This is a genomic window from Rossellomorea sp. H136, assembly GCF_056838065.1.
Genome location: NZ_CM166371.1, coordinates 137625 through 163404, shown reverse-complemented (window position 1 = coordinate 163404; position 25780 = coordinate 137625). Strand labels below are relative to the sequence as shown.

Annotated in this window: 43 protein-coding genes; all 43 read right to left on the bottom strand. The window is 41.4% G+C overall.

The genetic code is table 11. The features are described 5' to 3' along the window. Positions 1–17: 17 nt before the first annotated feature. Positions 18–464, bottom strand: a complete 447-nt coding sequence (locus tag ACYH0O_RS00910; protein WP_149158140.1) for a DUF2521 family protein — start codon at positions 462–464, stop codon at positions 18–20. Positions 465–591: 127 nt separating this feature from the next. Then, a complete protein-coding gene (rpsI, locus tag ACYH0O_RS00905; protein WP_482630783.1) occupies positions 592–984 on the bottom strand; it encodes a 30S ribosomal protein S9 in 393 nt (130 codons plus the stop codon). Between the two features lie 22 nt (positions 985–1006). Continuing rightward, on the bottom strand, positions 1007–1444 hold the full coding sequence (gene rplM / locus ACYH0O_RS00900; protein WP_044340542.1) for a 50S ribosomal protein L13: 438 nt from the start codon (positions 1442–1444) through the stop codon (positions 1007–1009). Positions 1445–1857: 413 nt separating this feature from the next. Continuing rightward, entirely contained in the window at positions 1858–2610 is a 753-nt protein-coding gene (gene truA, locus ACYH0O_RS00895; RefSeq protein WP_482630782.1) for a tRNA pseudouridine(38-40) synthase TruA, read from the bottom strand. 13 nt (positions 2611–2623) lie between these two features. Then, positions 2624–3421: an energy-coupling factor transporter transmembrane component T family protein gene (locus ACYH0O_RS00890; protein WP_482630781.1), complete on the bottom strand. Its 798-nt coding sequence runs from the start codon at positions 3419–3421 to the stop codon at positions 2624–2626. After that, on the bottom strand, positions 3418–4287 hold the full coding sequence (locus ACYH0O_RS00885; RefSeq protein ID WP_482630780.1) for an energy-coupling factor ABC transporter ATP-binding protein: 870 nt from the start codon (positions 4285–4287) through the stop codon (positions 3418–3420). The genes ACYH0O_RS00890 and ACYH0O_RS00885 overlap by 4 nt, the downstream gene beginning before the upstream one ends. Beyond that, entirely contained in the window at positions 4263–5099 is an 837-nt protein-coding gene (locus ACYH0O_RS00880) for an energy-coupling factor ABC transporter ATP-binding protein (protein ID WP_482630779.1), read from the bottom strand. Before ACYH0O_RS00880 ends, ACYH0O_RS00885 begins: the two co-directional genes overlap by 25 nt. Before the next feature lie 283 nt (positions 5100–5382). Continuing rightward, on the bottom strand, positions 5383–5745 hold the full coding sequence (rplQ, locus tag ACYH0O_RS00875) for a 50S ribosomal protein L17 (protein ID WP_034765940.1): 363 nt from the start codon (positions 5743–5745) through the stop codon (positions 5383–5385). 46 nt (positions 5746–5791) lie between these two features. Continuing rightward, positions 5792–6736, bottom strand: coding sequence for a DNA-directed RNA polymerase subunit alpha (locus ACYH0O_RS00870; protein WP_034765941.1), 945 nt, complete (start codon positions 6734–6736; stop codon positions 5792–5794). A gap of 171 nt (positions 6737–6907) precedes the next feature. Then, positions 6908–7297, bottom strand: coding sequence for a 30S ribosomal protein S11 (rpsK, locus tag ACYH0O_RS00865; RefSeq protein WP_032085294.1), 390 nt, complete (start codon positions 7295–7297; stop codon positions 6908–6910). A 25-nt stretch (positions 7298–7322) separates the two neighbouring features. Continuing rightward, on the bottom strand, positions 7323–7688 hold the full coding sequence (rpsM, locus tag ACYH0O_RS00860) for a 30S ribosomal protein S13 (protein ID WP_034765943.1): 366 nt from the start codon (positions 7686–7688) through the stop codon (positions 7323–7325). A 24-nt stretch (positions 7689–7712) separates the two neighbouring features. After that, positions 7713–7826 (bottom strand): 50S ribosomal protein L36, encoded by a 114-nt coding sequence (gene rpmJ / locus ACYH0O_RS00855; RefSeq protein ID WP_003156543.1) that lies wholly within the window; start codon positions 7824–7826, stop codon positions 7713–7715. Between the two features lie 38 nt (positions 7827–7864). After that, positions 7865–8083, bottom strand: coding sequence for a translation initiation factor IF-1 (gene infA / locus ACYH0O_RS00850; protein WP_034765945.1), 219 nt, complete (start codon positions 8081–8083; stop codon positions 7865–7867). Beyond that, positions 8076–8399 carry a KOW domain-containing RNA-binding protein gene (locus ACYH0O_RS00845; RefSeq protein WP_148971246.1) on the bottom strand — a complete coding sequence of 108 codons (324 nt, stop codon included), beginning with the start codon at positions 8397–8399 and terminating at the stop codon, positions 8076–8078. Before ACYH0O_RS00845 ends, infA begins: the two co-directional genes overlap by 8 nt. A gap of 15 nt (positions 8400–8414) precedes the next feature. Beyond that, positions 8415–9161 (bottom strand): type I methionyl aminopeptidase, encoded by a 747-nt coding sequence (map, locus tag ACYH0O_RS00840; RefSeq protein WP_148971245.1) that lies wholly within the window; start codon positions 9159–9161, stop codon positions 8415–8417. Then, positions 9161–9811 (bottom strand): adenylate kinase, encoded by a 651-nt coding sequence (locus ACYH0O_RS00835; protein ID WP_034765951.1) that lies wholly within the window; start codon positions 9809–9811, stop codon positions 9161–9163. The genes map and ACYH0O_RS00835 overlap by 1 nt, the downstream gene beginning before the upstream one ends. Before the next feature lie 63 nt (positions 9812–9874). After that, positions 9875–11167, bottom strand: coding sequence for a preprotein translocase subunit SecY (secY, locus tag ACYH0O_RS00830; RefSeq protein ID WP_482630778.1), 1293 nt, complete (start codon positions 11165–11167; stop codon positions 9875–9877). Next, complete coding sequence (gene rplO, locus ACYH0O_RS00825) at positions 11167–11607, bottom strand: 50S ribosomal protein L15 (RefSeq protein ID WP_113970897.1); 441 nt, start codon at positions 11605–11607, stop codon at positions 11167–11169. Before rplO ends, secY begins: the two co-directional genes overlap by 1 nt. A gap of 32 nt (positions 11608–11639) precedes the next feature. Beyond that, positions 11640–11822, bottom strand: a complete 183-nt coding sequence (rpmD, locus tag ACYH0O_RS00820) for a 50S ribosomal protein L30 (protein WP_044340532.1) — start codon at positions 11820–11822, stop codon at positions 11640–11642. A 13-nt stretch (positions 11823–11835) separates the two neighbouring features. Then, entirely contained in the window at positions 11836–12336 is a 501-nt protein-coding gene (gene rpsE / locus ACYH0O_RS00815; RefSeq protein ID WP_113970896.1) for a 30S ribosomal protein S5, read from the bottom strand. A 23-nt stretch (positions 12337–12359) separates the two neighbouring features. Beyond that, complete coding sequence (rplR, locus tag ACYH0O_RS00810) at positions 12360–12722, bottom strand: 50S ribosomal protein L18 (protein ID WP_149158145.1); 363 nt, start codon at positions 12720–12722, stop codon at positions 12360–12362. Between the two features lie 33 nt (positions 12723–12755). Beyond that, on the bottom strand, positions 12756–13295 hold the full coding sequence (rplF, locus tag ACYH0O_RS00805; protein WP_148971243.1) for a 50S ribosomal protein L6: 540 nt from the start codon (positions 13293–13295) through the stop codon (positions 12756–12758). Between the two features lie 30 nt (positions 13296–13325). Then, complete coding sequence (gene rpsH / locus ACYH0O_RS00800) at positions 13326–13724, bottom strand: 30S ribosomal protein S8 (RefSeq protein WP_060674108.1); 399 nt, start codon at positions 13722–13724, stop codon at positions 13326–13328. A 30-nt stretch (positions 13725–13754) separates the two neighbouring features. After that, a complete protein-coding gene (locus ACYH0O_RS00795) occupies positions 13755–13940 on the bottom strand; it encodes a type Z 30S ribosomal protein S14 (RefSeq protein WP_010191505.1) in 186 nt (61 codons plus the stop codon). Between the two features lie 24 nt (positions 13941–13964). Further along, positions 13965–14504, bottom strand: a complete 540-nt coding sequence (rplE, locus tag ACYH0O_RS00790) for a 50S ribosomal protein L5 (protein ID WP_148971242.1) — start codon at positions 14502–14504, stop codon at positions 13965–13967. 26 nt (positions 14505–14530) lie between these two features. Continuing rightward, a complete protein-coding gene (gene rplX, locus ACYH0O_RS00785; RefSeq protein WP_034765969.1) occupies positions 14531–14842 on the bottom strand; it encodes a 50S ribosomal protein L24 in 312 nt (103 codons plus the stop codon). 40 nt (positions 14843–14882) lie between these two features. Next, entirely contained in the window at positions 14883–15251 is a 369-nt protein-coding gene (gene rplN, locus ACYH0O_RS00780) for a 50S ribosomal protein L14 (protein ID WP_032085280.1), read from the bottom strand. Between the two features lie 44 nt (positions 15252–15295). After that, positions 15296–15559, bottom strand: a complete 264-nt coding sequence (gene rpsQ, locus ACYH0O_RS00775; protein ID WP_032085279.1) for a 30S ribosomal protein S17 — start codon at positions 15557–15559, stop codon at positions 15296–15298. 20 nt (positions 15560–15579) lie between these two features. Beyond that, a complete protein-coding gene (rpmC, locus tag ACYH0O_RS00770; protein ID WP_032085278.1) occupies positions 15580–15783 on the bottom strand; it encodes a 50S ribosomal protein L29 in 204 nt (67 codons plus the stop codon). Next, a complete protein-coding gene (gene rplP / locus ACYH0O_RS00765; RefSeq protein WP_044340527.1) occupies positions 15773–16207 on the bottom strand; it encodes a 50S ribosomal protein L16 in 435 nt (144 codons plus the stop codon). Before rplP ends, rpmC begins: the two co-directional genes overlap by 11 nt. A gap of 2 nt (positions 16208–16209) precedes the next feature. Beyond that, complete coding sequence (rpsC, locus tag ACYH0O_RS00760) at positions 16210–16866, bottom strand: 30S ribosomal protein S3 (RefSeq protein WP_034765973.1); 657 nt, start codon at positions 16864–16866, stop codon at positions 16210–16212. A gap of 3 nt (positions 16867–16869) precedes the next feature. Then, positions 16870–17211, bottom strand: a complete 342-nt coding sequence (rplV, locus tag ACYH0O_RS00755; protein WP_034765976.1) for a 50S ribosomal protein L22 — start codon at positions 17209–17211, stop codon at positions 16870–16872. 19 nt (positions 17212–17230) lie between these two features. Next, positions 17231–17509, bottom strand: coding sequence for a 30S ribosomal protein S19 (rpsS, locus tag ACYH0O_RS00750; RefSeq protein ID WP_148971241.1), 279 nt, complete (start codon positions 17507–17509; stop codon positions 17231–17233). Between the two features lie 60 nt (positions 17510–17569). After that, the gene (gene rplB / locus ACYH0O_RS00745) at positions 17570–18400 is read right to left on the bottom strand and encodes a 50S ribosomal protein L2 (RefSeq protein ID WP_044340525.1); all 831 of its coding nucleotides are present in this window, start codon (positions 18398–18400) and stop codon (positions 17570–17572) included. 31 nt (positions 18401–18431) lie between these two features. Beyond that, a complete protein-coding gene (rplW, locus tag ACYH0O_RS00740; RefSeq protein ID WP_482630777.1) occupies positions 18432–18716 on the bottom strand; it encodes a 50S ribosomal protein L23 in 285 nt (94 codons plus the stop codon). Then, positions 18716–19339, bottom strand: a complete 624-nt coding sequence (gene rplD, locus ACYH0O_RS00735; protein WP_149158146.1) for a 50S ribosomal protein L4 — start codon at positions 19337–19339, stop codon at positions 18716–18718. The genes rplW and rplD overlap by 1 nt, the downstream gene beginning before the upstream one ends. 30 nt (positions 19340–19369) lie before the next feature. Then, positions 19370–19999, bottom strand: a complete 630-nt coding sequence (rplC, locus tag ACYH0O_RS00730; protein ID WP_148971239.1) for a 50S ribosomal protein L3 — start codon at positions 19997–19999, stop codon at positions 19370–19372. Positions 20000–20034: 35 nt separating this feature from the next. Further along, complete coding sequence (gene rpsJ, locus ACYH0O_RS00725; protein WP_007085291.1) at positions 20035–20343, bottom strand: 30S ribosomal protein S10; 309 nt, start codon at positions 20341–20343, stop codon at positions 20035–20037. A 698-nt stretch (positions 20344–21041) separates the two neighbouring features. After that, positions 21042–22232: an elongation factor Tu gene (gene tuf / locus ACYH0O_RS00720; RefSeq protein ID WP_113970887.1), complete on the bottom strand. Its 1191-nt coding sequence runs from the start codon at positions 22230–22232 to the stop codon at positions 21042–21044. Positions 22233–22361: 129 nt separating this feature from the next. Then, a complete protein-coding gene (gene fusA, locus ACYH0O_RS00715; RefSeq protein ID WP_148971238.1) occupies positions 22362–24440 on the bottom strand; it encodes an elongation factor G in 2079 nt (692 codons plus the stop codon). A gap of 51 nt (positions 24441–24491) precedes the next feature. Continuing rightward, positions 24492–24962 (bottom strand): 30S ribosomal protein S7, encoded by a 471-nt coding sequence (gene rpsG / locus ACYH0O_RS00710; RefSeq protein ID WP_034765993.1) that lies wholly within the window; start codon positions 24960–24962, stop codon positions 24492–24494. Positions 24963–25006: 44 nt separating this feature from the next. Next, positions 25007–25429, bottom strand: coding sequence for a 30S ribosomal protein S12 (gene rpsL / locus ACYH0O_RS00705; protein WP_032085266.1), 423 nt, complete (start codon positions 25427–25429; stop codon positions 25007–25009). Positions 25430–25528: 99 nt separating this feature from the next. Beyond that, positions 25529–25777 (bottom strand): 50S ribosomal protein L7ae-like protein, encoded by a 249-nt coding sequence (locus ACYH0O_RS00700; protein ID WP_044340520.1) that lies wholly within the window; start codon positions 25775–25777, stop codon positions 25529–25531. Between the last annotated feature and the right edge of the window lie 3 nt (positions 25778–25780).

Below are 25780 nucleotides of genomic sequence, written 5' to 3'. Positions count from 1 at the left end.
TTTTAGAACTGAAATGATTAATTCAAACGCAGTTTATGACGCTTGATCCCCTTTTCATACCCTTCTGACCACCATGTTTCCACAAAATGCTCGCAGCAGAAATAAAAGGATTCATCCACTTGATTCGAGACGCCCATCTCTGACCAATACAACCAGAAATTATAAAGTGTATCAATAAAGTGTTTTAATTCTTCCTCGCACCGCTTTTTCACGAGGTCTGTAGGTTCACCAGTATAACCAAACTTGCTGACCTTTCCACCGAGCAGATAGGCTTCAATGGCCACATCAAAGCATGCCTCATCAAAACCTTGCTGCATAAATACACCGCCTTGAACCTTTATATATCCAAAATGCTTTCGGACACTCTCCTGAAGCATTTTAATCGAAATTTCTTTCAACAATGTTCTTTCCGTCTTAATTTGCTTTTCTCTTCTCTTTGTATTGAAAGTTGTAATAACGTTCAAAGATCATCCACCCCTTTGAACGTATTTTCCTACTTAACACAACACTTCATTCGAGTAACTGTTACCAATTTTACAACAAAAAAGCCCAACCGATAAGAATCGGTTGAGCTTTTGTTTGAAATAATAATTAACGCTTAGAGAATTGTGGCGCGCGACGTGCACCTTTAAGACCGTATTTTTTACGCTCTTTCATACGAGAGTCACGAGTTAATAATCCAGCGCGTTTTAGAGTTCCACGGTACTCAGGGTCTGCTTGTAGTAAAGCACGAGCGATTCCGTGACGGATCGCACCAGCTTGACCAGAATAGCCTCCACCATGAACGTTTACTAAAACGTCATAGTTACCAAGAGTTTCTGTTGCAACTAATGGTTGCTTAATTACTTCTCTTAGTGCTGCGAATGGGATATATACTTCTACTTCACGATCATTGATAACAATGTTTCCGTTACCTGGTACTAAACGTACACGAGCTACTGAGCTCTTACGACGACCAGTTCCGTAATATTGAACTTGAGCCAAGATAATAACCTCCTCTTATTAATTATCCACGAAGTTCGTAAACTTCAGGTTGTTGTGCTTGATGCGGATGCTCTGCTCCAGCATATACATGTAATTTCTTGAACATTTGACGACCTAGAGAACCTTTTGGAAGCATACCTTTAATAGTAAGCTCTAACATTTTCTCTGAGTAGTTTGTACGCATTTCTAATGCTGTACGTTGCTTTAAACCACCTGGGTGATTAGTGTGACGGTAGTAAATCTTGTCCGTTAACTTTTTACCAGTTAGTTCGATTTTTGAAGCATTAAGAATGATAACATGATCACCAGTGTCTACATGTGGTGTGAATGTTGGTTTGTGTTTTCCGCGTAGAATAGAAGCAACTTCACTAGCTAAACGTCCTAGAGTTTTGCCTTCAGCATCTACAACGAACCATTTACGATCGATTTCGTTGGCTTTTGCCATATACGTTGTACGCATGATTTAACCTCCTATTTAATGAATCCGTAGTATTTATTTTCTAATCACAATAAGTTTCCGGGGCTTATCGTGGGGTTAATAACATACCATATGCTATATTATCTTGTTCCCAGTCTATTGTCAAGAGAATGTTACACCAGGATTAGTTGTTTTAGAATTTTTTTTGAAACTTGATTATCATCTTTAATTAACCAATTCATTTTATAGTTGCGATAAGGTATGTCTATACCCAGATAGTAGTGGTTGATTTCCGCTCCAGGTGCTCGCTTTCCGCGGGGGCGGGCGGTGAGCCTCCTTGGCTTCGCCTGCGAGGTCTCACCTGTCCCGCTATTCCCGCAGGAGTCGAGCACTTTACGCTCCAATCAACTTCATGGGTGCTGATATAGACTATCCTTCAGGATGTTAAACACCCACTAATTCTGATTACAATCATAATCAACCTTCCACAGATATAACCCATGAGGAGGTGCTGTCTTTCCAGCTCTATTGCGATCCCGTGCTTCCAGTATTTCAGGGATCTCCTCTACCGGTAAATCCCCGGAGCCTACTTCTAATAAGGTACCAACCAATATCCTGACCATATTGTATAAAAATCCATTTCCCACAAAAGAAAAATTAATTTCTTCTTCATGCTCTTGAATGTCAATATGGTGAATGGTTCTTACTTTGTCTTCTACTTCCGTCTTAGCTGAACAAAAACTCGTGAAGTCATGCTTCCCGATGAGATGCCTTGCACCAAGCTCCATATCCGTCACGGAAAGATCATACGGATAATGAAGGGCGAAGTGACGGTTAAACGGACTTCTCGACTTTCCCTTATAAACACGGTAACGATATTCCTTCTGTACGACAGAGAACCTTGAGTGAAATTCAGTTGGAACAAACTCAGCTTCATTAACGGTTACTTCATCCGGTAAGCGTGTGTTCAGCACAACCGGCCATTTCTCTTCAGGGATAGATAAGGGTGTATCAAAATGAAAAACCTGACCGTTCGCATGAACACCAGCGTCGGTCCGGCCAGACCCGCTGATCCGAATCCGCTCGCCTTTATGGATAGTGGACAAGATGTCCTCTATGACGCCCTGGACGGTACGTTGATTGGGTTGTACTTGATAACCATGAAAATACGTTCCATCATATGCGATGGTACACTTCACTCTCTGCATACACGACACTCCGTTATCCTCTGAAAATAATTAATACCGCTGTCAGGAGGGCAAGTAAGATTAACGCTCCCGTATCCTTCTTATGCCAGGATAACAGCCGGTATTTCGTCCTGCCCTCTCCACCTTGATACCCTCTTGCTTCCATGGCTGTTGCCAAGTCCTCTGCACGTTTAAAAGCACTGACGAAAAGAGGGATCAGTAAAGGGATGATGGCTTTGATCCGATCTTTAATGGGACCGGAAGAAAACTCAGCCCCCCTAGCAATTTGGGCCTTCATGATTTTATCCGTTTCCTCCATCAGAGTCGGAATGAACCTTAAGGAGATCGACATCATAAGGGCCAGCTCATGAACGGGAAATTTCACTTTTTTCAATGGGTTCAAAAGCGTCTCGAGGCCATCCGTAATTGTGATGGGGGAGGTCGTCAGCGTTAATAAAGACGTGACGAGAATCAGATAAAAGAATCGTAAAGAAATAAATATTCCCTGCCTTAACCCCTCTTCATGAACAGATAATAAGCCTAAGTCCAGAATGACGGGGCCTTCCTTGGTGAAAAACACGTGTAAAAAGAACGTAAACAGAATTAACCATAGGATAGGCTTCAATCCACCGATAATAAAACGCAAGGAAAGATTAGAAAGAATGAGTGCGCTAAACGTAAAAAGACCGAGCAATGCATACGTAACAAAATTATTTGCCAGAAAGACGACACATATAAATCCGAAGATAAATAATAGTTTTGCCCTCGGATCCATCTGATGAAGGATGGATTTAGCGGGTACGTAGCGACCAAAGATCATCTTCTCCATCATAGGGCTTCACCTCCGTCCCTGACTCTACGGATGGCTGAAGCTAATTCCTCTATCGTTAAACAGGTCTTCGGTAGCTTCTTCCCTGATTTGTGTTCAAATTGATATTGAAACCGAACGACGTCGGGCACGTCCAAACCCATCTCAAACAGTTCATCCGCCGAAGAGAATATCTCTTCAGGACTTCCTTTTCTCTTAAGACGGCCATTCTGCATGATCACAATCTCTTCTGCATAATGAGCAGCGTCTTCCATGCTATGGGTGACGAGAATGGTCGTCAGTCCTTTTTCTTTATGAAGCTCATAGAACATGTCCATGATTTCACGCTGACCCCTTGGATCGAGTCCAGCAGTAGGTTCATCGAGTACAATGACATCAGGGTTCATAGCAAGTACACCTGCAATGGCTACACGTCTCATTTGCCCTCCTGATAAATCAAAAGGGGATTTATTAAGTACTTCCTCTGATAGTCCAACCTTTACGATCAGATTCTTCGCTCTTCTTATCGCTTCTTCTTCTGATACGCCAAAGTTCATTGGTCCGTAACAGATATCTTTAAGTACGGTTTCTTCAAACAACTGATGCTCAGGAAATTGAAAGACGATGCCTACCTTCTGTCTGACCGGCTTTAAGCTTTTTGCCTTTTGTTTGGCTTTTATTTGATGCTCTCCTACTTGGACAAGGCCCTCTGTAGGCTTTAACAGTCCGTTTAAATGCTGCAGGAGTGTTGATTTCCCTGAACCGGTGTGACCGATCACCGCGAGAAATTGACCTGTTGGGATGGAAAGATTGATATCTTGAATGGCGAGTTTTTCGAATGGAGTGTTGAATGAATATCGGTATTCTACCTGTTGAAATGTGATTTGCATAATTCATCCACCAACTCTTCTTCTGTAAAATATGTTTTTGACAAGGGTATACCTGCTTCTTTAAGGGCCCCAGTTAGCTTTATTGTAAAAGGAGAATCCAGGCCCAGCTTGATTAACTCGTCCTCTAATAAGAAGATTTCTTCCGGGGTACCTTCCTTAAAGACCATTCCTTGATTTAATACAATAATTCGATCTGCTCTTGTTGCTTCTTCCAAATCATGGGTAATGGAGATCACTGTCAGGTTTTCTTCCTCTTTCAACTTGCGTACTGTTTCAAGAACTTCTATTCTTCCTTTGGGATCAAGCATCGATGTCGCTTCATCTAAGATGATGATCGATGGCTGAAGAGCTACGACCCCGGCAATTGCTACACGCTGCTTTTGACCACCTGATAAATGGTGCGGCTCTTGATTAAGAAAATTCTCCATATGGACACTTTTTAAAGCATCATTGACTCGCTGTACCATTGATTCATAAGGTACCCCATGGTTTTCTAACCCAAAAGCCACATCATCTTCTACTGTAGCACCAACAAATTGATTATCGGGATTCTGAAAGACCATACCCAGCTTTGAACGGATGTCCCAAATAGAGCTCTCCTCAAGAACGATACCGTCCACCGTTACCTTCCCCTTTTCAGGAAAATGAAGCCCATTCAACATTTTGGCAAGAGTCGACTTACCGGACCCGTTATGACCGACAATCGCTAACCATTCACCTTGATTGACAGTCAGGCTAATGCCTTTGAGGGCGTAGGTATTCTGATCAGGGTATCTGAAATGTACACCGTCTACTTGAATGATTTCTTTCAATTTTTGCAACCTCCTCTACGCTCTTCATACTCAGCTCTGCTAAAAAATTCTCTGCATATAAAAAAAAGCCTGCACCCCGACCAAAGAAAAGAGAACTTTTCTTGTTCAACCATTGAACAGCTTCTATGAAAATAGAAGTTGGAAGGGGTGCACGAGCTAGACGAGTCAGCCGGAGCTGCTCATCGTAACGCTCTGCTTTTCATCAACATGCACTTATACAAAAAGGGCAAAGAAGCAGTTAAGGATTAACTGTCCTGCCCTTAATGTTAGAAGTCACGAATTATTAAACTAATTCGATGATTGCCATTGGAGCACCGTCACCACGGCGAGGACCAACCTTCATAATGCGAGTATATCCGCCTTGACGCTCTGTGTAACGAGGAGCGATGTCAGAGAATAACTTTTGTAGAGCATCTTGGTTGTTTTCAGCGTTTGCAACTTCTTTACGAATGAATGCACCAGCTTGACGACGCGCGTGAATGTCACCACGTTTACCTAAAGTGATCATTTTTTCCACAACTGAACGAAGCTCTTTCGCACGAGTTTCAGTTGTTTCGATGCGCTCGTTAATGATTAGGTCTGTAGCTAAATCACGTAGCATCGCTTTACGTTGAGCACTGGTACGTCCTAACTTTCTGTAAGCCATTAAGGGTTCCCTCCTTTGTTGAATCTATATATGAAAGAAGATGTTATCAGTCGTCTTTACGTAAACCAAGTCCAAGGTCTTCAAGTTTAACTTTAACCTCTTCAAGTGATTTACGTCCTAAGTTACGCACTTTCATCATATCTTCTTCTGTCTTGTTAGCAAGCTCTTGAACAGTATTGATTCCAGCACGCTTCAGGCAGTTATAAGAACGAACAGAAAGATCCAATTCTTCGATCGTCATCTCAAGAACTTTCTCTTTTTGGTCTTCTTCTTTTTCTACCATGATTTCAGCATTCTGCGCTTCATCTGTAAGGCCAACGAAAATATTTAAGTGTTCTGTTAGAATCTTAGCACCTAAAGAAATCGCTTCTTTTGGTCCAATACTTCCATCAGTCCATACATCAAGAGAAAGTTTATCGTAGTTAGTCATTTGACCAACACGAGTATTTTCTATTTGATAGTTAACGCGTGAAACTGGAGTGTAAATAGAATCGATTGGGATCACGCCAATAGGAAGATCCTCACGTTTGTTCTGGTCTGCTGGTCTGTATCCACGTCCACGTGATGCGCTTAAACGCACACGGAAGTGTCCACTCTTAGATAATGTTGCAATGTGTAAATCAGGATTTAACACTTCTACATCACTATCATGAGTAATATCAGCAGCCGTTACAACTCCTTCGCCCTGTACATCAATTTCTAGCGTTTTTTCTTCATCAGAGTAGATCTTTAACGCTAACTTCTTGATATTCAAAATGATGGATGTGACATCCTCTACGACGCCTTCAATTGTTGAAAACTCATGCAGTACTCCATCTATTTGAATAGATGTGACAGCAGCACCTGGGAGTGACGATAGTAGGATACGACGTAAGGAGTTACCCAAAGTTGTACCATATCCACGCTCAAGTGGTTCTACGACGAACTTTCCATATGTGGCATCATCGCTGATCTCAACCGTTTCAATTTTTGGCTTTTCAATTTCGATCATTAATATTTACCCTCCTTCAAAACGTCGAAACTCCGGGCTAAATAAGTTAAAGTCCGAAATTCCCCATGTTTACGTTCCCTATTGTGCACCAACAACTGGTTACTTTTCTGAATGAACGTATCTTGTATCATATCCCATTATAGACAACGATACAAAATTTATACAGAAAAATTAAACGCGGCGACGTTTTGGTGGACGGCATCCATTATGAGGAACTGGAGTAACGTCTCTGATTGCAGTAACTTCTAGACCTGCTGCTTGAAGAGCACGGATAGCTGCTTCACGACCAGCACCAGGACCTTTAACTGTTACTTCAAGAGTTTTTAAACCATGTTCTTGAGAAGCTTTCGCTGCAGTTTCAGCTGCCATTTGCGCTGCGAATGGAGTGGATTTACGAGAACCTCTGAATCCTAGTGAACCTGCACTTGACCAAGCAACAGCATTTCCGTGAACATCAGTAATAGTTACGATTGTGTTATTGAATGTAGAACGAATGTGTGCAATACCAGCTTCGATATTCTTTTTCACACGACGTTTACGAGTGTTTGTTTTACGTGCCATACTAAGAAGTAACCTCCTTTACCTATTATTTTTTCTTGTTAGCTACAGTCTTACGAGGACCTTTACGTGTACGAGCATTGTTCTTCGTATGTTGTCCACGAACAGGTAGTCCACGACGGTGACGAAGACCGCGGTATGAACCGATTTCCATAAGACGTTTGATGTTTAGTGATACTTCACGACGAAGATCACCTTCTACTTTTAATTTATCAACGATATCACGAATCTTTCCTAGTTCGTCGTCAGTTAGATCGCGAACGCGAGTATCCTCAGATACACCAGCTTCAGATAAGATTTTCGCTGCAGTATTTTTACCAATACCGTAGATGTATGTTAATGAAATGACAACACGTTTGTCACGTGGAATGTCTACACCAGCAATACGTGCCATAGTGATAGCGCACCTCCTTTAAGATTAGCCTTGTTTTTGTTTGTGTTTAGGGTTTTCACAGATAACCATGACTTTACCTTTTCTACGAATAACTTTACATTTTTCGCAGATTGGTTTAACAGATGGTCTAACTTTCATCTTATTCTAACCTCCTTAATAGTACGGAGTGCAATAGATTATTTATAACGATAAGTGATTCTACCACGAGTTAAGTCATACGGTGATAATTCTACTGTTACCTTGTCACCAGGTAGGATACGAATGAAATGCATACGGATCTTTCCTGAAACATGTGCCAGTACTGTATGACCATTTTCTAATTCTACCTTAAACATCGCATTGGGCAAAGTCTCCGCGACCTTACCTTCAACTTCAATTACATCATCCTTAGCCATCGAACATGTCTCCCTTCTTCTCATCATTTAAAACTTCGTTAACAAACTTTGAAACAGCATAACGCAGTTTACCGTTCGTAACTCTTCCTGTTTCTATAATACTGTTTTGAACTTCTGGAGAAACATAGTCACACAAGTGAAGATGAGCGATGTTCTTTCGCTTGGCGCGATCAAACTTTCTTCGATCTCCATCTGCTATGAGTACAAAACGTTCATCCAATTGCTGAACAACGACCGAGTAGCTTCCTGTTTCTCTCCCTTTAAGGGTTTGAACAATCTGGCCTATCCTCGGAATCGTCGAATCTGACTCGATCAATCCAATCACCTTCACTTAGGCTTTCGTCAATATCTCATAGCCGTCTTCAGTAATTGCAATGGTGTGTTCAAAGTGAGCACACATTTTATCATCTACTGTGACGACTGTCCAGTTATCTGATAACGTTCTAACATATCGACTTCCTGCATTAACCATTGGTTCAATAGCCAGTACCATGCCAGGCTTTAAACGAGGACCTTTGTTGGGTGGTCCATAATGAGGGATTTGCGGATCCTCATGTAAGTCTTGACCAACTCCGTGCCCCACATACTCTCGAACGATAGAAAAGCCATTAGCCTCAACAAATGTTTGTATACTATGAGAGATATTCGACAGACGCTCGCCTGGTTTAGCTTCCTTAAGTCCCAGAAATAACGATTCTTCCGTAACATCCAGAAGCTTCTGGGTTTCATCATCTATTGTTCCAACTGGATATGTCCAAGCTGAGTCACCGTGATAACCGTTATACTTAGCACCGATATCGATGCTGATTATATCGCCATCCTTTAAAACCCGATCGCCCGGAATTCCATGAACCAACTCATTGTTGACGGAAGCACAGATGCTGCCACGAAACCCATTATACCCTTTAAAAGATGGAATTGCATCATGTTTACGAATGAATTTTTCAGCAATTGCATCCAATTCCTTCGTCGATATTCCCGGAGAAATATGCTTTTGCAATTCCGCATGAGTTAATGCCACAATCTTTCCAGCTTGCCGCATAATCTCAATCTCTCTCGGAGTTTTAGAAATGATCATTATGAAAGGCCTCCAAGTAGTTCATCAATGTCATCAAACACTCTATGGATGTCTTGTTGACCGTCAATGTTTTTCAGATAGCCTTTATCTTCGTAGTAAGCCAATAGTGGTTGGGTTTGTTTGATGTTTACGTCTAAACGGTTTTGAACCGTTTCTTCGTTATCATCTGCGCGTTGATATAACTCGCCGCCGCAGCGATCACAAACGCCCTCTTCTGTTGGCGGATTAAAGACAAGATGATAAGTAGCGCCGCACTCTTTACAGATCCTGCGACCTGTCAAGCGCTCCATCAGGATGTCCTTATCTACATTTATATTAATGACGTAATTCATTTTTTTACCAAGATCAGCCAGGATGTTTTCAAGTGCTTCTGCCTGAGCAACCGTTCTTGGAAACCCATCCAGTAAGAAGCCTTTTTCACAGTCCTCTTTGCTTAAACGTTCACGAACGATACCGATTGTTACTTCATCAGGAACAAGGTCGCCATTATCCATGAATGATTTAGCCTTCAAGCCTAGTTCGGTACCCTCTTTAATAGCTGCACGGAACATATCGCCAGTAGATATATGGGGGATACCATATTTATCTACGATCTTTTCAGCTTGAGTGCCTTTTCCTGCGCCTGGTAAGCCCATAAGAACTATATTCACTCTCGAACTCCCCCTAATTGTCTATAAAATGGCTTCAGGAACAAAACGTTCCCGAAAACCCTCTTATTTAATAAATCCTTTGTAGTGACGTTTCACTAACTGCGCTTCCAGTTGCTTCATTGTCTCAAGTGCAACCCCTACTACGATGAGTAAGCTTGTTCCACCGATTTGAGCTGCAGGAGGTAATCCCGCAAAGTTAATGAAGAAAACAGGAAGAATAGAGATGACAGCTAAGAAGATTGCCCCAACAAATGTTAGACGATACAGAACGCGAGTGAGATACTCTTGTGTGGTTTTACCTGGACGAATACCAGGGATATATCCACCTTGCTTCTTCAAGTTTTCAGCCATTTGTTCTGGATTCACTTGAATGAAAGCATAGAAATACGTAAAGGCAACGATCAGAGCTACATAGATGATCATACCAACTGGTTTAGTGTAATCAAAGATGTACTGAATAGTACTTGTCACATCATTTTCTCCGAAGAAAGATGAAATGGTCTGTGGTGTGATTATGAAAGATATCGCAAAGATAACTGGAATAACACCTGCAGCATTTACCTTTAACGGTAGATGTGTTGATTGTCCACCAACCGGACTACGCCCCACTAAACGTTTTGCATATTGAATCGGAATTTTACGAAGTGCTTGTTGAATAAACACGACACCAACAACGATTGCAATAACTGCTAAAACAAGAAGTGCAAGAACCACAATTCGAAGGAAGAGCTGTTCGCCTGCCCCTTCAATTTGTTGAGCATAGATTTGGTTTACTGTGTTAGGGATAGCAGCAACGATACCTGCAAAGATCAGGATCGAAATACCATTCCCTACACCTTTAGCTGTGATTTGTTCACCTAACCACATAAGAAAAGCCGTACCAGCTGTTAGAACTAACGCTATTAGTAGGTACGTACTAACTCCTGGGCTTTGGATAAGCATTCCACCATATATTCTATTGAAACCATAGGACATACCTAAAGCTTGGATAAATCCGAGAACGATGGTGAAATAACGTGTGAACTGAGCTAATTTTCGGCGTCCGACTTCACCTTGCTTAGACCACTCTGTAAACTTCGGAACAACATCCATTTGCAGGAGTTGTACGATGATAGAAGCGGTAATGTAAGGCATAATTCCCATCGCAAAGATGGAGAAGTTTTGCAGTGCACCGCCACCAAATGTATTCAGGAATCCGAGAATCCCTGCCTGGTCTTGCATTTTCAATACATTAGCGTCTACGTTTGGCACCGGAATGAAGGTACCAAGACGGAAGACTATTAACATTAGAAGGGTGAAAATAATTTTATTTCTTATATCACCCACGCGCATAAAATTGGAGATAGTTCGAAACATTAGATCACCTCGGATGTACCGCCAGCAGCTTCGATAGCTTCTTTAGCAGTGGTTGAGAATTTTTGTGCTTTTACTGTAAGCTTTTTCTCGATTGAACCTTTACCAAGAATCTTAATTCCCGCTTTTTCGTTACTCACTACGCCAGTTTCTACAAGTAGAGCTGGAGTAACTTCTGTACCATCTTCGAAGCGATTCAATGCGTCAAGGTTGACGATTGCATATTCTTTACGATTGATGTTCGTGAATCCACGTTTAGGTAGACGTTGGAATAATGGTGTTTGACCACCCTCAAAGCCAGGACGAGTTCCGCCACCTGAACGAGCGTTTTGTCCTTTATGACCTTTACCAGAAGTCTTTCCATTACCTGAACCAATACCACGTCCTACACGATTGCGGACCTTACGTGAACCTTCTGTAGGTTTTAACTCATGTAATTTCATGTCGGCACCTCCTTTTTTTCGAAAGAAATCGATTATTTTTCTGTAACCGTTACAAGGTGAGCAACTTTGTTGATCATACCGCGGATAGCAGCATTATCTTGTTGTTCAACTGTTTGATGCATTTTGCGAAGTCCTAAAGCTTCAACAGTTTTACGTTGATCTTGTGGACGACCAATTGTACTGCGAGTGAGGGTAATTTCTAGTTTGTTAGCCATCGTTATCCCTCCCTTATCCTAATATCTCTTCTACTGATTTACCACGTAATTTTGCAACGTCTTCAGCACGCTTTAATTGTTTTAAACCTTCGATAGTAGCGCGAACCATGTTAATTGGAGTGTTAGATCCTAAAGATTTAGATAGGATATCTTGAACACCAGCTAATTCAAGTACGGCACGAACAGGTCCACCGGCAATAATTCCTGTACCCGCAGAAGCAGGTTTGATCAGAATTTGACCAGCACCAAATCGTCCAGTTACTAGGTGAGGTGTTGTACCATCAACCATAGGAACTTCAATTAGATTTTTCTTCGCATCTTCAATCGCTTTACGGATTGCATCAGGTACTTCCTGAGCTTTACCAGTTCCGAAACCAACGTGACCGTTTTTGTCGCCTACTACTACAAGAGCAGCGAAACGGAAACGACGTCCACCTTTAACAACTTTCGCAACACGATTGATTGTAACTACGCGTTCTTCAAATTCTAGTTTACTTGGATCAATACGACGCATCTGGATTGTCCCTCCTTTTTTTATTAAAATTCTAAGCCGTTTTCACGAGCTGCTTCAGCTAAAGCTTTGATACGGCCATGATATAAATATCCTCCACGGTCAAATACCACGGATTTCATTCCTTTATCTACTGCACGTTTCGCTACTAGTTCTCCAACTTTTGCTGCTGCATCGATAGTAGCAGCTGAGTCTAGATCGAAATCTTTATCTTGAGAAGATGCACTTGCTAGAGTAACACCGTTCACGTCATCGATAAGTTGAGCGTAGATATTTTTGTTAGAACGGAAAACGTTCAAACGAGGACGAGTTTCAGTTCCAGTAATTTTTGAACGGACACGAGCATGTCTCTTCTTACGTGTTTTGTTCTTATCTGGCTTAGTAATCACCTACGGTCACTCCTTTCTTTTGCCTAGGCGGCATTATTTACCTGTTTTACCTTCTTTACGACGAACATATTCACCTTCGTAGCGAATACCTTTTCCTTTGTAAGGCTCAGGAGAGCGTACAGCACGAATGTTTGCAGCTAATGCTCCAACACGTTCTTTATCGATACCTTTGATAGATATCTTTGTGTTTGCCGGTACTTCGATCTCGATACCTTGTTCTGGTTCGATCTCAACTGGGTGAGAGTAACCAACGTTAAGGACAAGCTTAGTACCTTGTTTTTGAGCACGGTAACCTACACCGACAAGCTCAAGATTTCTTTGGAATCCTTTAGATACACCTTCAACCATGTTCGCGATTAGGGCACGAGTTGTACCGTGTAACGCGCGGTGTTCTTTTGCATCAGAAGGGCGAGTAACTGTTGCTACGTTTCCTTCTAATTCTACTTTAATATCAGAATTGAATGTACGAGAAAGTTCCCCTTTAGGTCCTTTTACAGTTACAGTGTTATCTTCACCTACTGTTAGAGTAACGTCAGATGGAATTTCGATTGGTAGTTTTCCTACACGTGACATCCTGTTGCACCTCCATTCATATAAAAAATATTACCAAACGTAAGCTAGTACTTCTCCGCCTACTTGTTGAGCACGAGCTTCTTTATCAGTTAAAACACCTGTAGAAGTAGAAACAAGTGCGATACCTAAACCGTTTAATACTCTAGGTACTTCTGTAGATTTCGCATATACACGTAAACCAGGTTTAGAGATACGCTTTAATCCAGTAATTACACGTTCGTTGTTTGCTCCATATTTTAAGAAAATGCGGATAACACCTTGCTTGTTATCTTCTACATATTCTACGTCACGTACGAAACCTTCACGTTTAAGGATTTCTGCAATTTCTTTCTTGATGTTAGAAGCAGGAACTTCTAATCTTTCGTGACGAACCATGTTCGCATTACGGATGCGAGTAAGCAAATCTGCAATTGGATCTGTCATTGTCATAATAATTTACCTCCTTCCCAATATAGGGTATTACCAACTAGCTTTCTTAACGCCAGGAATCTGACCCTTGTATGCAAGTTCACGGAAACAAATACGGCAAAGCTTGAATTTACGGATAACTGAATGAGGACGTCCGCAACGTTCGCAACGTGTGTACGCTTGAACATTATGCTTTGGCGTGCGTTTTTGTTTCGCAATCATAGATTTTTTAGCCACATTTTCGCCTCCCTTATATAGCGATTACTTTTGGAATGGCATTCCGATTTGTGTCAATAATTCACGAGCCTCTTCGTCTGTGTTCGCAGTTGTTACGATTACGATATCCATACCACGTACTTTAGACACTTTATCATAGTCAATCTCAGGGAAAATCAATTGCTCTTTAACTCCTAATGTGTAGTTACCGCGACCGTCGAATGCTTTTTTAGAAACACCGCGGAAGTCACGTACACGTGGAAGTGAAACAGAAATTAATTTATCTAAGAATTGGTACATACGCTCTCCGCGAAGAGTAACTTTTGCACCGATAGGCATGCCTTCACGAAGACGGAAGCCTGCGATAGATTTTTTAGCTTTCGTTACAACTGGCTTTTGACCAGTGATTTGAGTCAACTCATCAACAGCTACATCAAGAGCTTTTGAGTTTTGAACAGCTTCACCGATACCCATGTTGACAACGATCTTTTCAACTTTAGGTACTTCCATTACTGATTTGTAATTGAATTTGCTCACTAGAGCTGGACTGATTTCTTGTTGAAATTTTTCTTTTAGGCGGTTCATTCAGAATACCTCCCTTCTTAATCGTACTATTTATCTAGAACTTCACCTGATTTTTTTGCTACACGTACTTTTTTGCCGTCTTCTGTCTTATAACCTACACGAGTTGGCTCGTTAGATTTCGGATCTAGAAGCATAACATTTGATACATGGATAGATGCTTCTTGGCTGATGATTCCGCCTTGCGGGTTCATCTGTGAAGGCTTAGCGTGTTTTTTCACAACGTTGATTCCTTCAACTAGCACTCGGTCTTTCTTAGGGAATGAAGCAAGAACAACACCTGTTTTGCCTTTATCTTTCCCAGTAATGACCATTACTTTATCGCCTTTTTTTACATGCATTTCATCGCACCTCCTTGAATGGCCCAATGCTAAATATCTATTAAAGAACTTCTGGAGCTAAAGATACAATTTTCATAAAGTTGCTGTCACGTAGTTCGCGAGCAACAGGTCCGAAGATACGAGTTCCACGTGGTCCCTTATCGTCACGGATAATTACACAAGCGTTCTCGTCGAACTTAATGTAAGTACCGTCTTGACGACGTACACCAGATTTAGTACGTACAACAACCGCTTTTACTACGTCACCTTTTTTAACAACGCCACCTGGTGTTGCTTGTTTTACTGTACACACGATAACATCACCGATGTTAGCTGTTTTGCGTCCAGAACCACCAAGCACTTTGATAGTTAATACTTCACGAGCACCAGAGTTGTCAGCAACTTTTAAACGTGATTCTTGTTGAATCATGTAGGTAACCTCCCTTCGGAATATAAAATATCCGAACAAATATATTAGATAATAACTGCTTTTTCAACAACTTCTACTAAACGGAAACGTTTTGTAGCAGATAGTGGACGAGTCTCCATGATACGTACGATATCGCCTACTTTTGCTTCGTTGTTCTCATCATGAGTTTTAAACTTCTTAGAGTACTTAACGCGCTTGCCGTATAGAGAATGCTTTTTATAAGTTTCTACCATAACCGTTACTGTTTTATCCATTTTGTCGGAAACAACACGGCCAGTGTATACCTTACGTTGGTTGCGGTCACTCATTTAAGCAAACCTCCTCTCATTTATCGATTGTTAACCCCGATCTCTCTTTCACGGATTACAGTTTTCATACGAGCGATCCCTTTGCGGACTTCACGGATGCGAGCTGTATTTTCTAATTGCCCAGTCGCAAGTTGGAAGCGAAGGTTAAATAACTCTTCTTTTAAAGTTTTTACTTTTTGTTCAATTTCAGCAGTGGTTAGGTCACGAATTTCATTAGTTTTCATTTGATTCACCACCAATTTCCTCACGTTTTACAAACTTCGTTTTAATTGGAAGTTTGTGTGATGCTAGTCGAAGTGCTTCACGAGCTACCTCTTCAGACACACCAGCGATTTCAAACATGATTTTTCCAGGCTTAACTACTGCTACCCAACCTTCTGGAGCACCTTTACCTGAACCCATACGTACTTCTAAAGGTTTTGCAGTGTAAGGTTTATGAGGGAAGATTTTAATCCATACTTTACCGCCACGTTTCATGTAACGAGTCATAGCGATACGAGCTGCCTCGATTTGACGGTTTGTGATCCAAGAAGCTTCAACTGCTTGTAAACCGTATTCACCGAACGCTACCTCTTGACCGCCTTTAGCACGTCCACGCATTTTTCCGCGGTGTTCGCGACGATGTTTAACGCGTTTAGGTAATAACATAATTATTTGCCTCCTTCCTCAGATTTCTTTCTTGTAGGAAGAACTTCTCCACGGTAGATCCATACTTTAACGCCAAGCTTACCATAAGTTGTGTCAGCTTCTGCATGAGCATAGTCAATGTCAGCGCGTAGTGTATGGAGTGGAACAGTACCTTCACTGTAATGTTCTGCACGAGCGATATCTGCTCCGCCTAAACGACCAGATACTTGTGTTTTGATTCCTTTTGCTCCAGCACGCATAGCACGTTGGATTGATTGCTTTTGAGCACGACGGAAAGAAACACGGTTTTCTAATTGACGAGCAATGTTTTCTGCTACTAATTTAGCATCAACGTCAGCTCTTTTAATTTCAACGATGTTGATGTGTACACGTTTTGAAGTAAGTTCGTTAAGTGCTTTACGAAGAGCTTCAACTTCTGTACCACCTTTACCGATAACCATACCAGGCTTAGCTGTATGAACAGTAATGTTAATACGATTTGCAGCGCGCTCGATTTCTACTTTAGAAACAGAAGCGTCTACTAAACGTTTTGCAATATATTCACGTACTTTAATGTCTTCGTGTAATAGATTAGCGTAATCTTTATCTGCGTACCATTTAGATTCCCAATCACGGATTATACCGACACGAAGTCCGACCGGATGTACTTTTTGACCCACAGCTTATCCCTCCTTCTTTTCTGATACGACAAGTGTAATGTGACTTGTACGTTTGTTAATTTGACTTGCACGTCCCATCGCACGAGGACGGAAACGTTTAAGTGTTGGTCCTTCATTTACATAAGCCTCAGTTACCACTAGGCTATTAATATCCATGTCAAAGTTGTGCTCTGCGTTCGCAATAGCAGACTTAAGTACTTTTTCGATTACTGGTGAAGCAGCTTTAGGTGTATGCTTTAAGATAGCAACCGCTTCTCCAACTTGCTTACCTCGGATTAGATCAACGACTAAACGTACTTTACGAGGAGCAATACGTACTGTTCTTGCAACAGCTTTTGCTTGCATTAGGATACCCTCCTCTCAATTAGCGTCTTGTTTTCTTATCATCACTTGCATGACCTTTGTAAGTACGAGATGGTGCGAATTCACCAAGCTTGTGTCCTACCATGTCTTCAGTGACGTATACAGGTACATGTTTACGACCATCGTAAACTGCGATAGTGTGACCGATGAATGCTGGGAAGATCGTTGAGCGACGAGACCAAGTTTTAACAACTTGTTTGCCTTCAGTTTCGTTCAATTTCTCAACCTTACTCATTAAATGATCATCAACAAAAGGTCCTTTTTTTAAGCTACGACCCATGTTTGAACCTCCCTTCGTGATTGATCTACGGCTCTTTTCAGGAACCGTAGTACAATCCCGTTATTTTTTGCGACGACGCACAATAAATTTATCAGATTTGTTGTTTTTCTTACGTGTCTTGTATCCAAGAGTAGGTTTACCCCATGGAGACATTGGTGATTTACGTCCGATTGGAGCACGTCCTTCACCACCACCGTGTGGGTGATCGTTAGGGTTCATTACAGAACCACGAACTGTTGGGCGTTTACCTAACCAACGAGAACGTCCGGCTTTACCAATGTTGATAAGTTCGTGTTGTTCATTTCCAACTTGACCTACAGTAGCACGACAAGCAGAAAGAATCATACGAGTTTCACCAGAGTTAAGACGTACAAGTACATATTTACCTTCTTTACCAAGTACTTGAGCAGATGTTCCAGCAGAACGTACTAACTGGCCACCCTTACCTGGTTTAAGTTCGATATTGTGTACAATTGTACCAACTGGGATGTTGATAAGTGGTAATGCGTTACCCACTTTAATATCTGCTTCAGGTCCAGACATTACTTCCATACCTACTTCGATTGTTTTCGGTGCAAGAATGTAACGTTTTTCCCCATCAGCGTAGTTAATTAGTGCAATGTTTGCTGAGCGGTTTGGATCGTATTCGATCGTAGCAACGCGTCCAGGTATACCATCTTTTTCACGTTTGAAATCGATGATACGGTATTGGCGCTTATGACCGCCACCTTGATGACGAACTGTTAACTTACCTTGGTTGTTACGGCCACCCTTTTTGTGCAGGGGTGCTAAAAGTGACTTTTCCGGAGAATCTGTAGTGATTTCAGCGAAATCAGAACTAGTCATGCCGCGACGACCATTAGAGGTAGGTTTATACTTTTTAATCGCCATGTTTTTCCCTCCTCTTCTTAATTAAAGAATTTTATACTTCAAAGAATTCGATTTCATTACTATCAGCAGTAAGCTTAACGATTGCTTTACGACGCTTGTTAGTGTAACCAGCGTGTTTACCCATACGTTTGAACTTACCTTTGTAGTTCATGATGTTAACTTTATCTACTTTCACGTCAAAGATTTCTTCAACAGCGTCTTTTACTTGAGTTTTGTTAGCTCTAGTATCAACTTCGAAAGTATACTTTTTCTCAGACATAAGATCAGTTGAAGCCTCTGTAATTACGGGGCGCTTAATGATTTCACGTACATCCATTATGCAAGCACCTCCTCTACTTTTTCAACAGCTGATTTAGTGATCACTAGTTTGTCGTGTCCTAATACATCCAGAACGCTAATTCCATCAGCAGGAACAACAGTTACACCAGGGATGTTACGAGCTGAAAGTGCTACGTTTTCGTCGATGCCATCAGTGATTACTAATGTTTTAGAATCAACAGAAAGACCTTTAAGAACGCTAGCAAATTCTTTTGTTTTAGGAGCATCGAATGATAATGCTTCTAATACTAGGATGTTTTCTTCTACTACTTTAGAAGAAAGTGCAGATTTGATCGCTAAGCGACGAACTTTCTTAGGAAGTTTGTAGCTGTAGCTGCGTGGAACTGGTCCAAATACAGTACCACCACCGCGCCATTGTGGAGAACGGATTGACCCTTGACGAGCACGGCCAGTTCCTTTTTGACGCCAAGGCTTACGCCCACCGCCACGTACTTCAGAACGATTTTTTACTTTGTGATTCCCTTGACGTAAAGAAGCTCTTTGCATCAATACTGCTTCAAACATTACATGTTTGTTTGGTTCGATACCAAAAACAGTGTCATTAAGTTCGATATCACCAACTTTAGAACCGCTTTGGTTAAATAATGCTACTTTCGGCATTCTTGTTTCCTCCTTTCTTGAAAAGTTCTATTAGTTTGCTTTAATAGCTGACTTTACTTTGATCAGTTGTTTCTTAGGTCCAGGTACATTACCTTTAACTAAGATAAGGTTACGATCAGCATCAACTTTTACAATTTCAAGGTTTTGAATTGTAATTTGCTCTCCGCCCATACGTCCAGGTAGTAATTTACCTTTGAATACACGGTTTGGATCAACAGGACCCATTGAACCAGGACGACGGTGATAACGAGAACCATGGGACATAGGTCCGCGAGATTGGTTATGACGCTTGATAGCACCTTGGAATCCTTTACCTTTTGAAACTCCTGTTACATCTACGATTTCGCCTGCCGCGAAAATATCAACTTTGACTTCTTGACCAACTTCGTACTCTTCTACGTTTACACCGCGGATTTCACGGATGAAGCGCTTAGGAGCAGTTTCAGCTTTAGCAACGTGGCCTCTCTCTGGTTTGTTAGAAAGCTTTTCACGTTTGTCTTCAAAACCTACTTGGATAGCTTCGTAGCCATCAACATCGATAGATTTCTTTTGAAGTACCACGTTTTGAGCAGCTTCGATAACAGTTACAGGGATAAGATCACCGTTTTCAGCAAAAACTTGAGTCATACCAATCTTTCTTCCTAAGATTCCTTTGGTCATAAGTCACACCTCCTAATAATTATGGTTTTTATGAATTAAAGTTTGATTTCGATATCTACACCTGATGGTAAGTCTAAACGCATAAGCGCATCAACAGTTTGAGGTGTTGGGTTTACAATGTCGATTAAGCGTTTATGAGTACGCATTTCGAATTGCTCACGAGAATCTTTGTATTTGTGCACAGCACGTAAGATTGTGTAAACAGACTTTTCAGTCGGTAGTGGGATCGGTCCAGAAACCGCCGCACCAGAACGTTTTGCTGTTTCAACAATTTTCTCAGCTGATTGATCAAGAATTCTGTGATCATAAGCCTTTAAACGGATACGAATCTTTTGTTTTGCCATTATTTTCCCTCCTTTATCGCCTATTTTTGAATAGACATTCTCCACAGAAATTTCCCACACACTCGCCATGGCAAAGCGGCCGTGTGTGTCAGCAACCTTCTGTTTCATCGCAGTCAAAGACCAACATTGTCTATTATAACTAAAACACCTAGAAGATGCAACTGTTTCTTGCAAATTCTTTATGTTTTGCACACTTTCTCTATTATACAAACGAACCGTGGTATTTTCAAGGTTATGTGGTATTTTCACAATATTTAATATAACAGTATTAATGGATCAAAGTACTTTTTAATCCAGAGAAAAATATTAATCATTCTTAAATAGCTCTTTGATATTCTATTTCCTCAAGAGTGAGTGCTTGCTGATTTCCGCTCCAGGATGCTCGCTTTCCACGGGGCGTGAGTTGAGCCTCCTCGGGCCTTTCCCTGTGGGGTCTCAACTTTCCCGCTATTCCCGCAGGAGTCGAGCATCCCTGCGCTCCAATCAACTTAGTTTTTACAATTGCTCTTCGATCCTGAACATATTACACAAGTTAGTACCATTAATATAAGTGATATTTCATTATCGCAGAATATATACTCTATAGAAGAAACTCGTCAAACTTCTATCTTGTTAGTTAAAACACTCTACCAGTATATAGCGATTTAAACACAAAAAAACAGATGGACATGATGTCCATCTGTTTTTGATATCAATGATTACTCAGTGATTGTAGCTACTACTCCAGCACCTACAGTACGTCCACCCTCACGGATAGAGAACTTAGTACCTTCTTCGATAGCGATTGGAGCGATAAGCTCAACAGTCATTTCGATGTTATCGCCAGGCATAACCATTTCTACACCTTCAGGAAGGTTACAGATACCAGTTACGTCAGTTGTACGGAAGTAGAACTGTGGGCGGTAGTTAGTGAAGAATGGAGTATGACGTCCACCTTCTTCTTTAGAAAGAACATAAACTTCTGCTTTGAACTTTGTGTGTGGAGTGATTGTACCTGGCTTAGCAAGTACTTGTCCACGTTGGATATCTTCACGAGCTACACCACGAAGTAGTGCACCGATGTTGTCTCCAGCTTCAGCATAGTCAAGAAGCTTACGGAACATTTCTACACCTGTTACAGTTGTAGATTTTGGCTCTTCAGAAAGACCGATGATGTCGATAGTGTCTCCAACTTTAACTTGTCCACGCTCAACACGACCAGTAGCAACTGTACCACGACCTGTGATTGAGAATACATCCTCAACAGGCATCATGAATGGCTTTTCAGTGTCACGCTCTGGAGTTGGGATGTAGCTATCTACAGCTTCCATAAGTTCGTAGATTTTTTCTTCCCACTCAGCTTCTCCTTCAAGAGCTTTAAGAGCAGAACCTTTGATTACTGGTACGTCATCGCCAGGGAAATCGTACTCAGAAAGAAGGTCACGTACTTCCATTTCTACTAATTCAAGTAGCTCTTCGTCGTCTACCATGTCACATTTGTTCATGAATACAACTAGGTATGGAACACCTACTTGACGAGAAAGAAGGATGTGCTCACGAGTTTGTGGCATTGGGCCATCAGCAGCAGAAACTACTAGGATCCCACCATCCATTTGTGCTGCACCAGTGATCATGTTTTTAACATAGTCAGCATGTCCTGGGCAGTCAACGTGTGCATAGTGACGAGTATCAGTTTCATACTCAACGTGCGCAGTAGAGATTGTGATTCCACGCTCTCTTTCTTCTGGAGCACCGTCAATTTGGTCATATGCCATTGCAGTTCCACGACCATACTTCTTGTGAAGTGTAGTTGTGATTGCAGCTGTTAGAGTTGTTTTACCATGGTCAACGTGACCGATTGTACCGATATTCGCATGTTGCTTGGAACGATCAAATTTTTCCTTACCCATTTGAAAATCCTCCTTTGATTTTAAAGAAAATAAGTATATTTTGGATGCCTCAGAGATAGCTAAATTACCATCTCTGACACAACAATTGCTTACATTAGTATTTATACTTTATAAAAGGGAATAAATCAATTATTCACCTTTATTTTTTTTGATGATTTCTTCAGAAATCGATTTAGGTACTTCTTCATAGTGATCGAAGTGCATGGAGTATGTTCCACGTCCTTGTGTGTTAGAACGAAGGGATGTTGCATATCCAAACATTTCTGATAGAGGTACGAACGCTTTAACGACTTGTGCGTTACCGCGTGCTTCCATACCTTCTACACGTCCACGACGAGAAGTTACATCACCCATGATATCTCCAAGGTATTCCTCAGGGATAACAACCTCAACCTTCATCATTGGCTCTAAGATTACCGGTTTACATTTAGAAGCAGCATTCTTAAGTGCCATTGAAGCAGCGATTTTGAACGCCATCTCAGAGGAGTCAACGTCATGGTATGAACCATCGAATAATCTTGCTTTAACATCAACAAGTGGGAAACCAGCTAAGACACCATTTTCTAAAGCGTCAGATAGACCGGCTTGTACTGCAGGGATGTATTCACGAGGAACTACACCACCGACGATACCGTTCTCGAATTCGAATCCTTTACCTTCTTCGTTAGGTGAGAATTCGATCCAAACGTGTCCGAATTGTCCACGTCCACCAGATTGACGGGCGAACTTACCTTCAACTTTAGCCGTATCACGGAAAGTCTCACGGTAAGATACTTGAGGAGCACCTACGTTTGCTTCTACTTTGAATTCACGTTTCATACGGTCAACGATGATATCTAAGTGAAGCTCACCCATACCTGCGATGATAACCTGTCCAGTTTCCTGGTCAGTATGCGCACGGAATGTTGGATCTTCCTCTTGAAGTTTTTGTAGAGCTGTAGTCATTTTATCTTGGTCAGCCTTTGATTTAGGCTCAACAGATAGAGAGATAACCGGCTCTGGGAATACCATTGATTCTAGAATCACAAGACTCTTTTCATCACATAGTGTATCTCCAGTACTTGTATCTTTCAGACCAACTGCTGCTGCAATGTCTCCAGCGTAAACAGTAGAGATTTCTTCACGGGAGTTAGCGTGCATTTGCAGGATACGTCCTACGCGCTCACGTTTACCTTTAGAAGAGTTTCTTACGTATGAACCAGAATCTAATGTTCCTGAGTACACACGGAAGAATGTTAATTTACCAACATAAGGGTCAGTTGCAACTTTGAACGCTAAAGCAGAGAATGGCGCATCGTCAGCTGATGGACGAGTTACTTCTTCTTCTGTATCAGGAACAAAACCTTTGATATCTTCAACATCTGTTGGCGCTGGAAGATAGTCAATAACTGAGTCAATTAATAATTGAACCCCTTTGTTTTTAAATGCAGATCCACAAACTACCGGGTAGAACTCAACAGTCAGTGTAGCCGCACGGATAGCAGCTTTGATTTCTTCGTTAGAAAGCTCTTCACCTTCTAAGTACTTCATCATAAGCTCTTCATCAAGTTCAGAAACTGCTTCAATTAACTTTCCGCGGTATTCATCAGCTTGATCTTTGTACTCTTCAGGAATGTCACGAGCTTCTGCACGCGTTCCAAGGTCATCTTCATAGAAGTAAGCTTTCATTTCTACTAAGTCGATGATACCTTCGAAATCATCCTCAGCACCGATTGGAAGCTGAATAGGATGCGCATTCGCTTGTAAACGTTCATGAAGTGTCCCAACAGAGTAAAGGAAGTCAGCACCGATTTTGTCCATTTTGTTAACGAACACAACACGGGGAACCCCGTAAGTTGTTGCTTGGCGCCAAACAGTTTCAGTTTGAGGCTCAACACCAGATTGAGCATCAAGTACTGCAACTGCACCATCAAGTACACGCAATGAACGCTCAACTTCAACAGTGAAGTCTACGTGTCCCGGTGTATCGATGATGTTAATACGATGGCCTTTCCATTGAGCTGTTGTCGCAGCAGAAGTGATTGTGATACCACGTTCTTGCTCTTGCTCCATCCAGTCCATTTGAGAAGCACCTTCGTGAGTTTCTCCAATTTTATGGATACGACCTGTATAAAATAGGATACGCTCAGTTGCAGTTGTTTTACCAGCATCGATGTGAGCCATGATACCGATATTACGAGTGTTTTCTAAGGAGAACTCTCTAGGCATGCGGTCTTTCTCCTTCCTTATATGAGAATGATTTGTTTGTTTAAGATCAGATTACCAACGATAGTGAGCAAACGCTTTGTTCGCTTCAGCCATCTTGTGTGTATCTTCACGCTTCTTAACAGAAGCTCCAGTGTTATTAGCTGCATCAAGGATTTCGTTAGCTAAACGCTCTTCCATTGTCTTCTCACCGCGAAGACGAGAGTAGTTTACTAACCAACGAAGACCTAGTGTAGTACGACGCTCTGGACGCACCTCTACAGGTACTTGATAGTTTGAACCACCAACACGACGAGCTTTAACTTCTAATACCGGCATGATATTTTTAAGAGCTGCATCGAATACTTCCATTGCATCTTTACCTGAACGCTCGCTAATGATATCAAACGCAGCGTATAGTTTCTTTTGAGCTTTACCTCTTTTACCGTCAATCATGATTTTGTTGATTAAACGAGTAACTAATTTTGAATTGTACATTGGATCAGGTAAAACGTCTCTTTTTGCTACAGGACCTTTACGTGGCATGTGATTTCCTCCTTTCAACGAGAAATGAATTTATGATTTTTTTATTATTTTTTAGCTGCTTTAGGGCGCTTAGTTCCGTATTTAGAACGTCCTTGCATACGGCCTTCAACTCCAGCTGTATCAAGCGCACCACGTACGATGTGATAACGTACCCCCGGTAAATCCTTTACACGTCCTCCACGGATAAGAACAACACTGTGCTCTTGAAGGTTATGTCCGATACCAGGAATGTAAGCAGTAACCTCGATTCCATTTGTTAAACGAACACGAGCATATTTACGTAACGCCGAGTTCGGTTTCTTTGGAGTCATTGTACCAACACGAGTACATACACCACGTTTTTGTGGAGAAGACAAGTTCGTGTGCACTTTCTTAAAGCTGTTATAACCTTTGTTAAGTGCAGGTGACTTTGATTTAGTTGATTTAGACTGACGAGGCTTGCGAACTAATTGGTTAATAGTTGGCATTTTGTTTTCCTCCCTTCTTATTTGGTAAGCCCACACATCCAGGTGGTTCTTTTTTGGGTAAAAGTAAAGTTTTTGCAGATAGCTTCTACAAAAACTATTTTACTGTATAATCGCAACAGCTGCTGCTCCAACATCTATTCCGCACGATTTACCAAGTTTCTTCATAGAATCGACTTTGTTAACCGGTACTTTAAGATCAATAGCGGCCTGAACTACTTTCGCTGTAACTTTGGGATCAGCATCCTCCGCAATAACAACTTCTAGTACATGACCTATTTTTAGAGCTTTCACTGCTTGCTTTGTTCCTACAATAATTTCTTTAGCCTGCGCTACTTTTTCATAAGACATTCC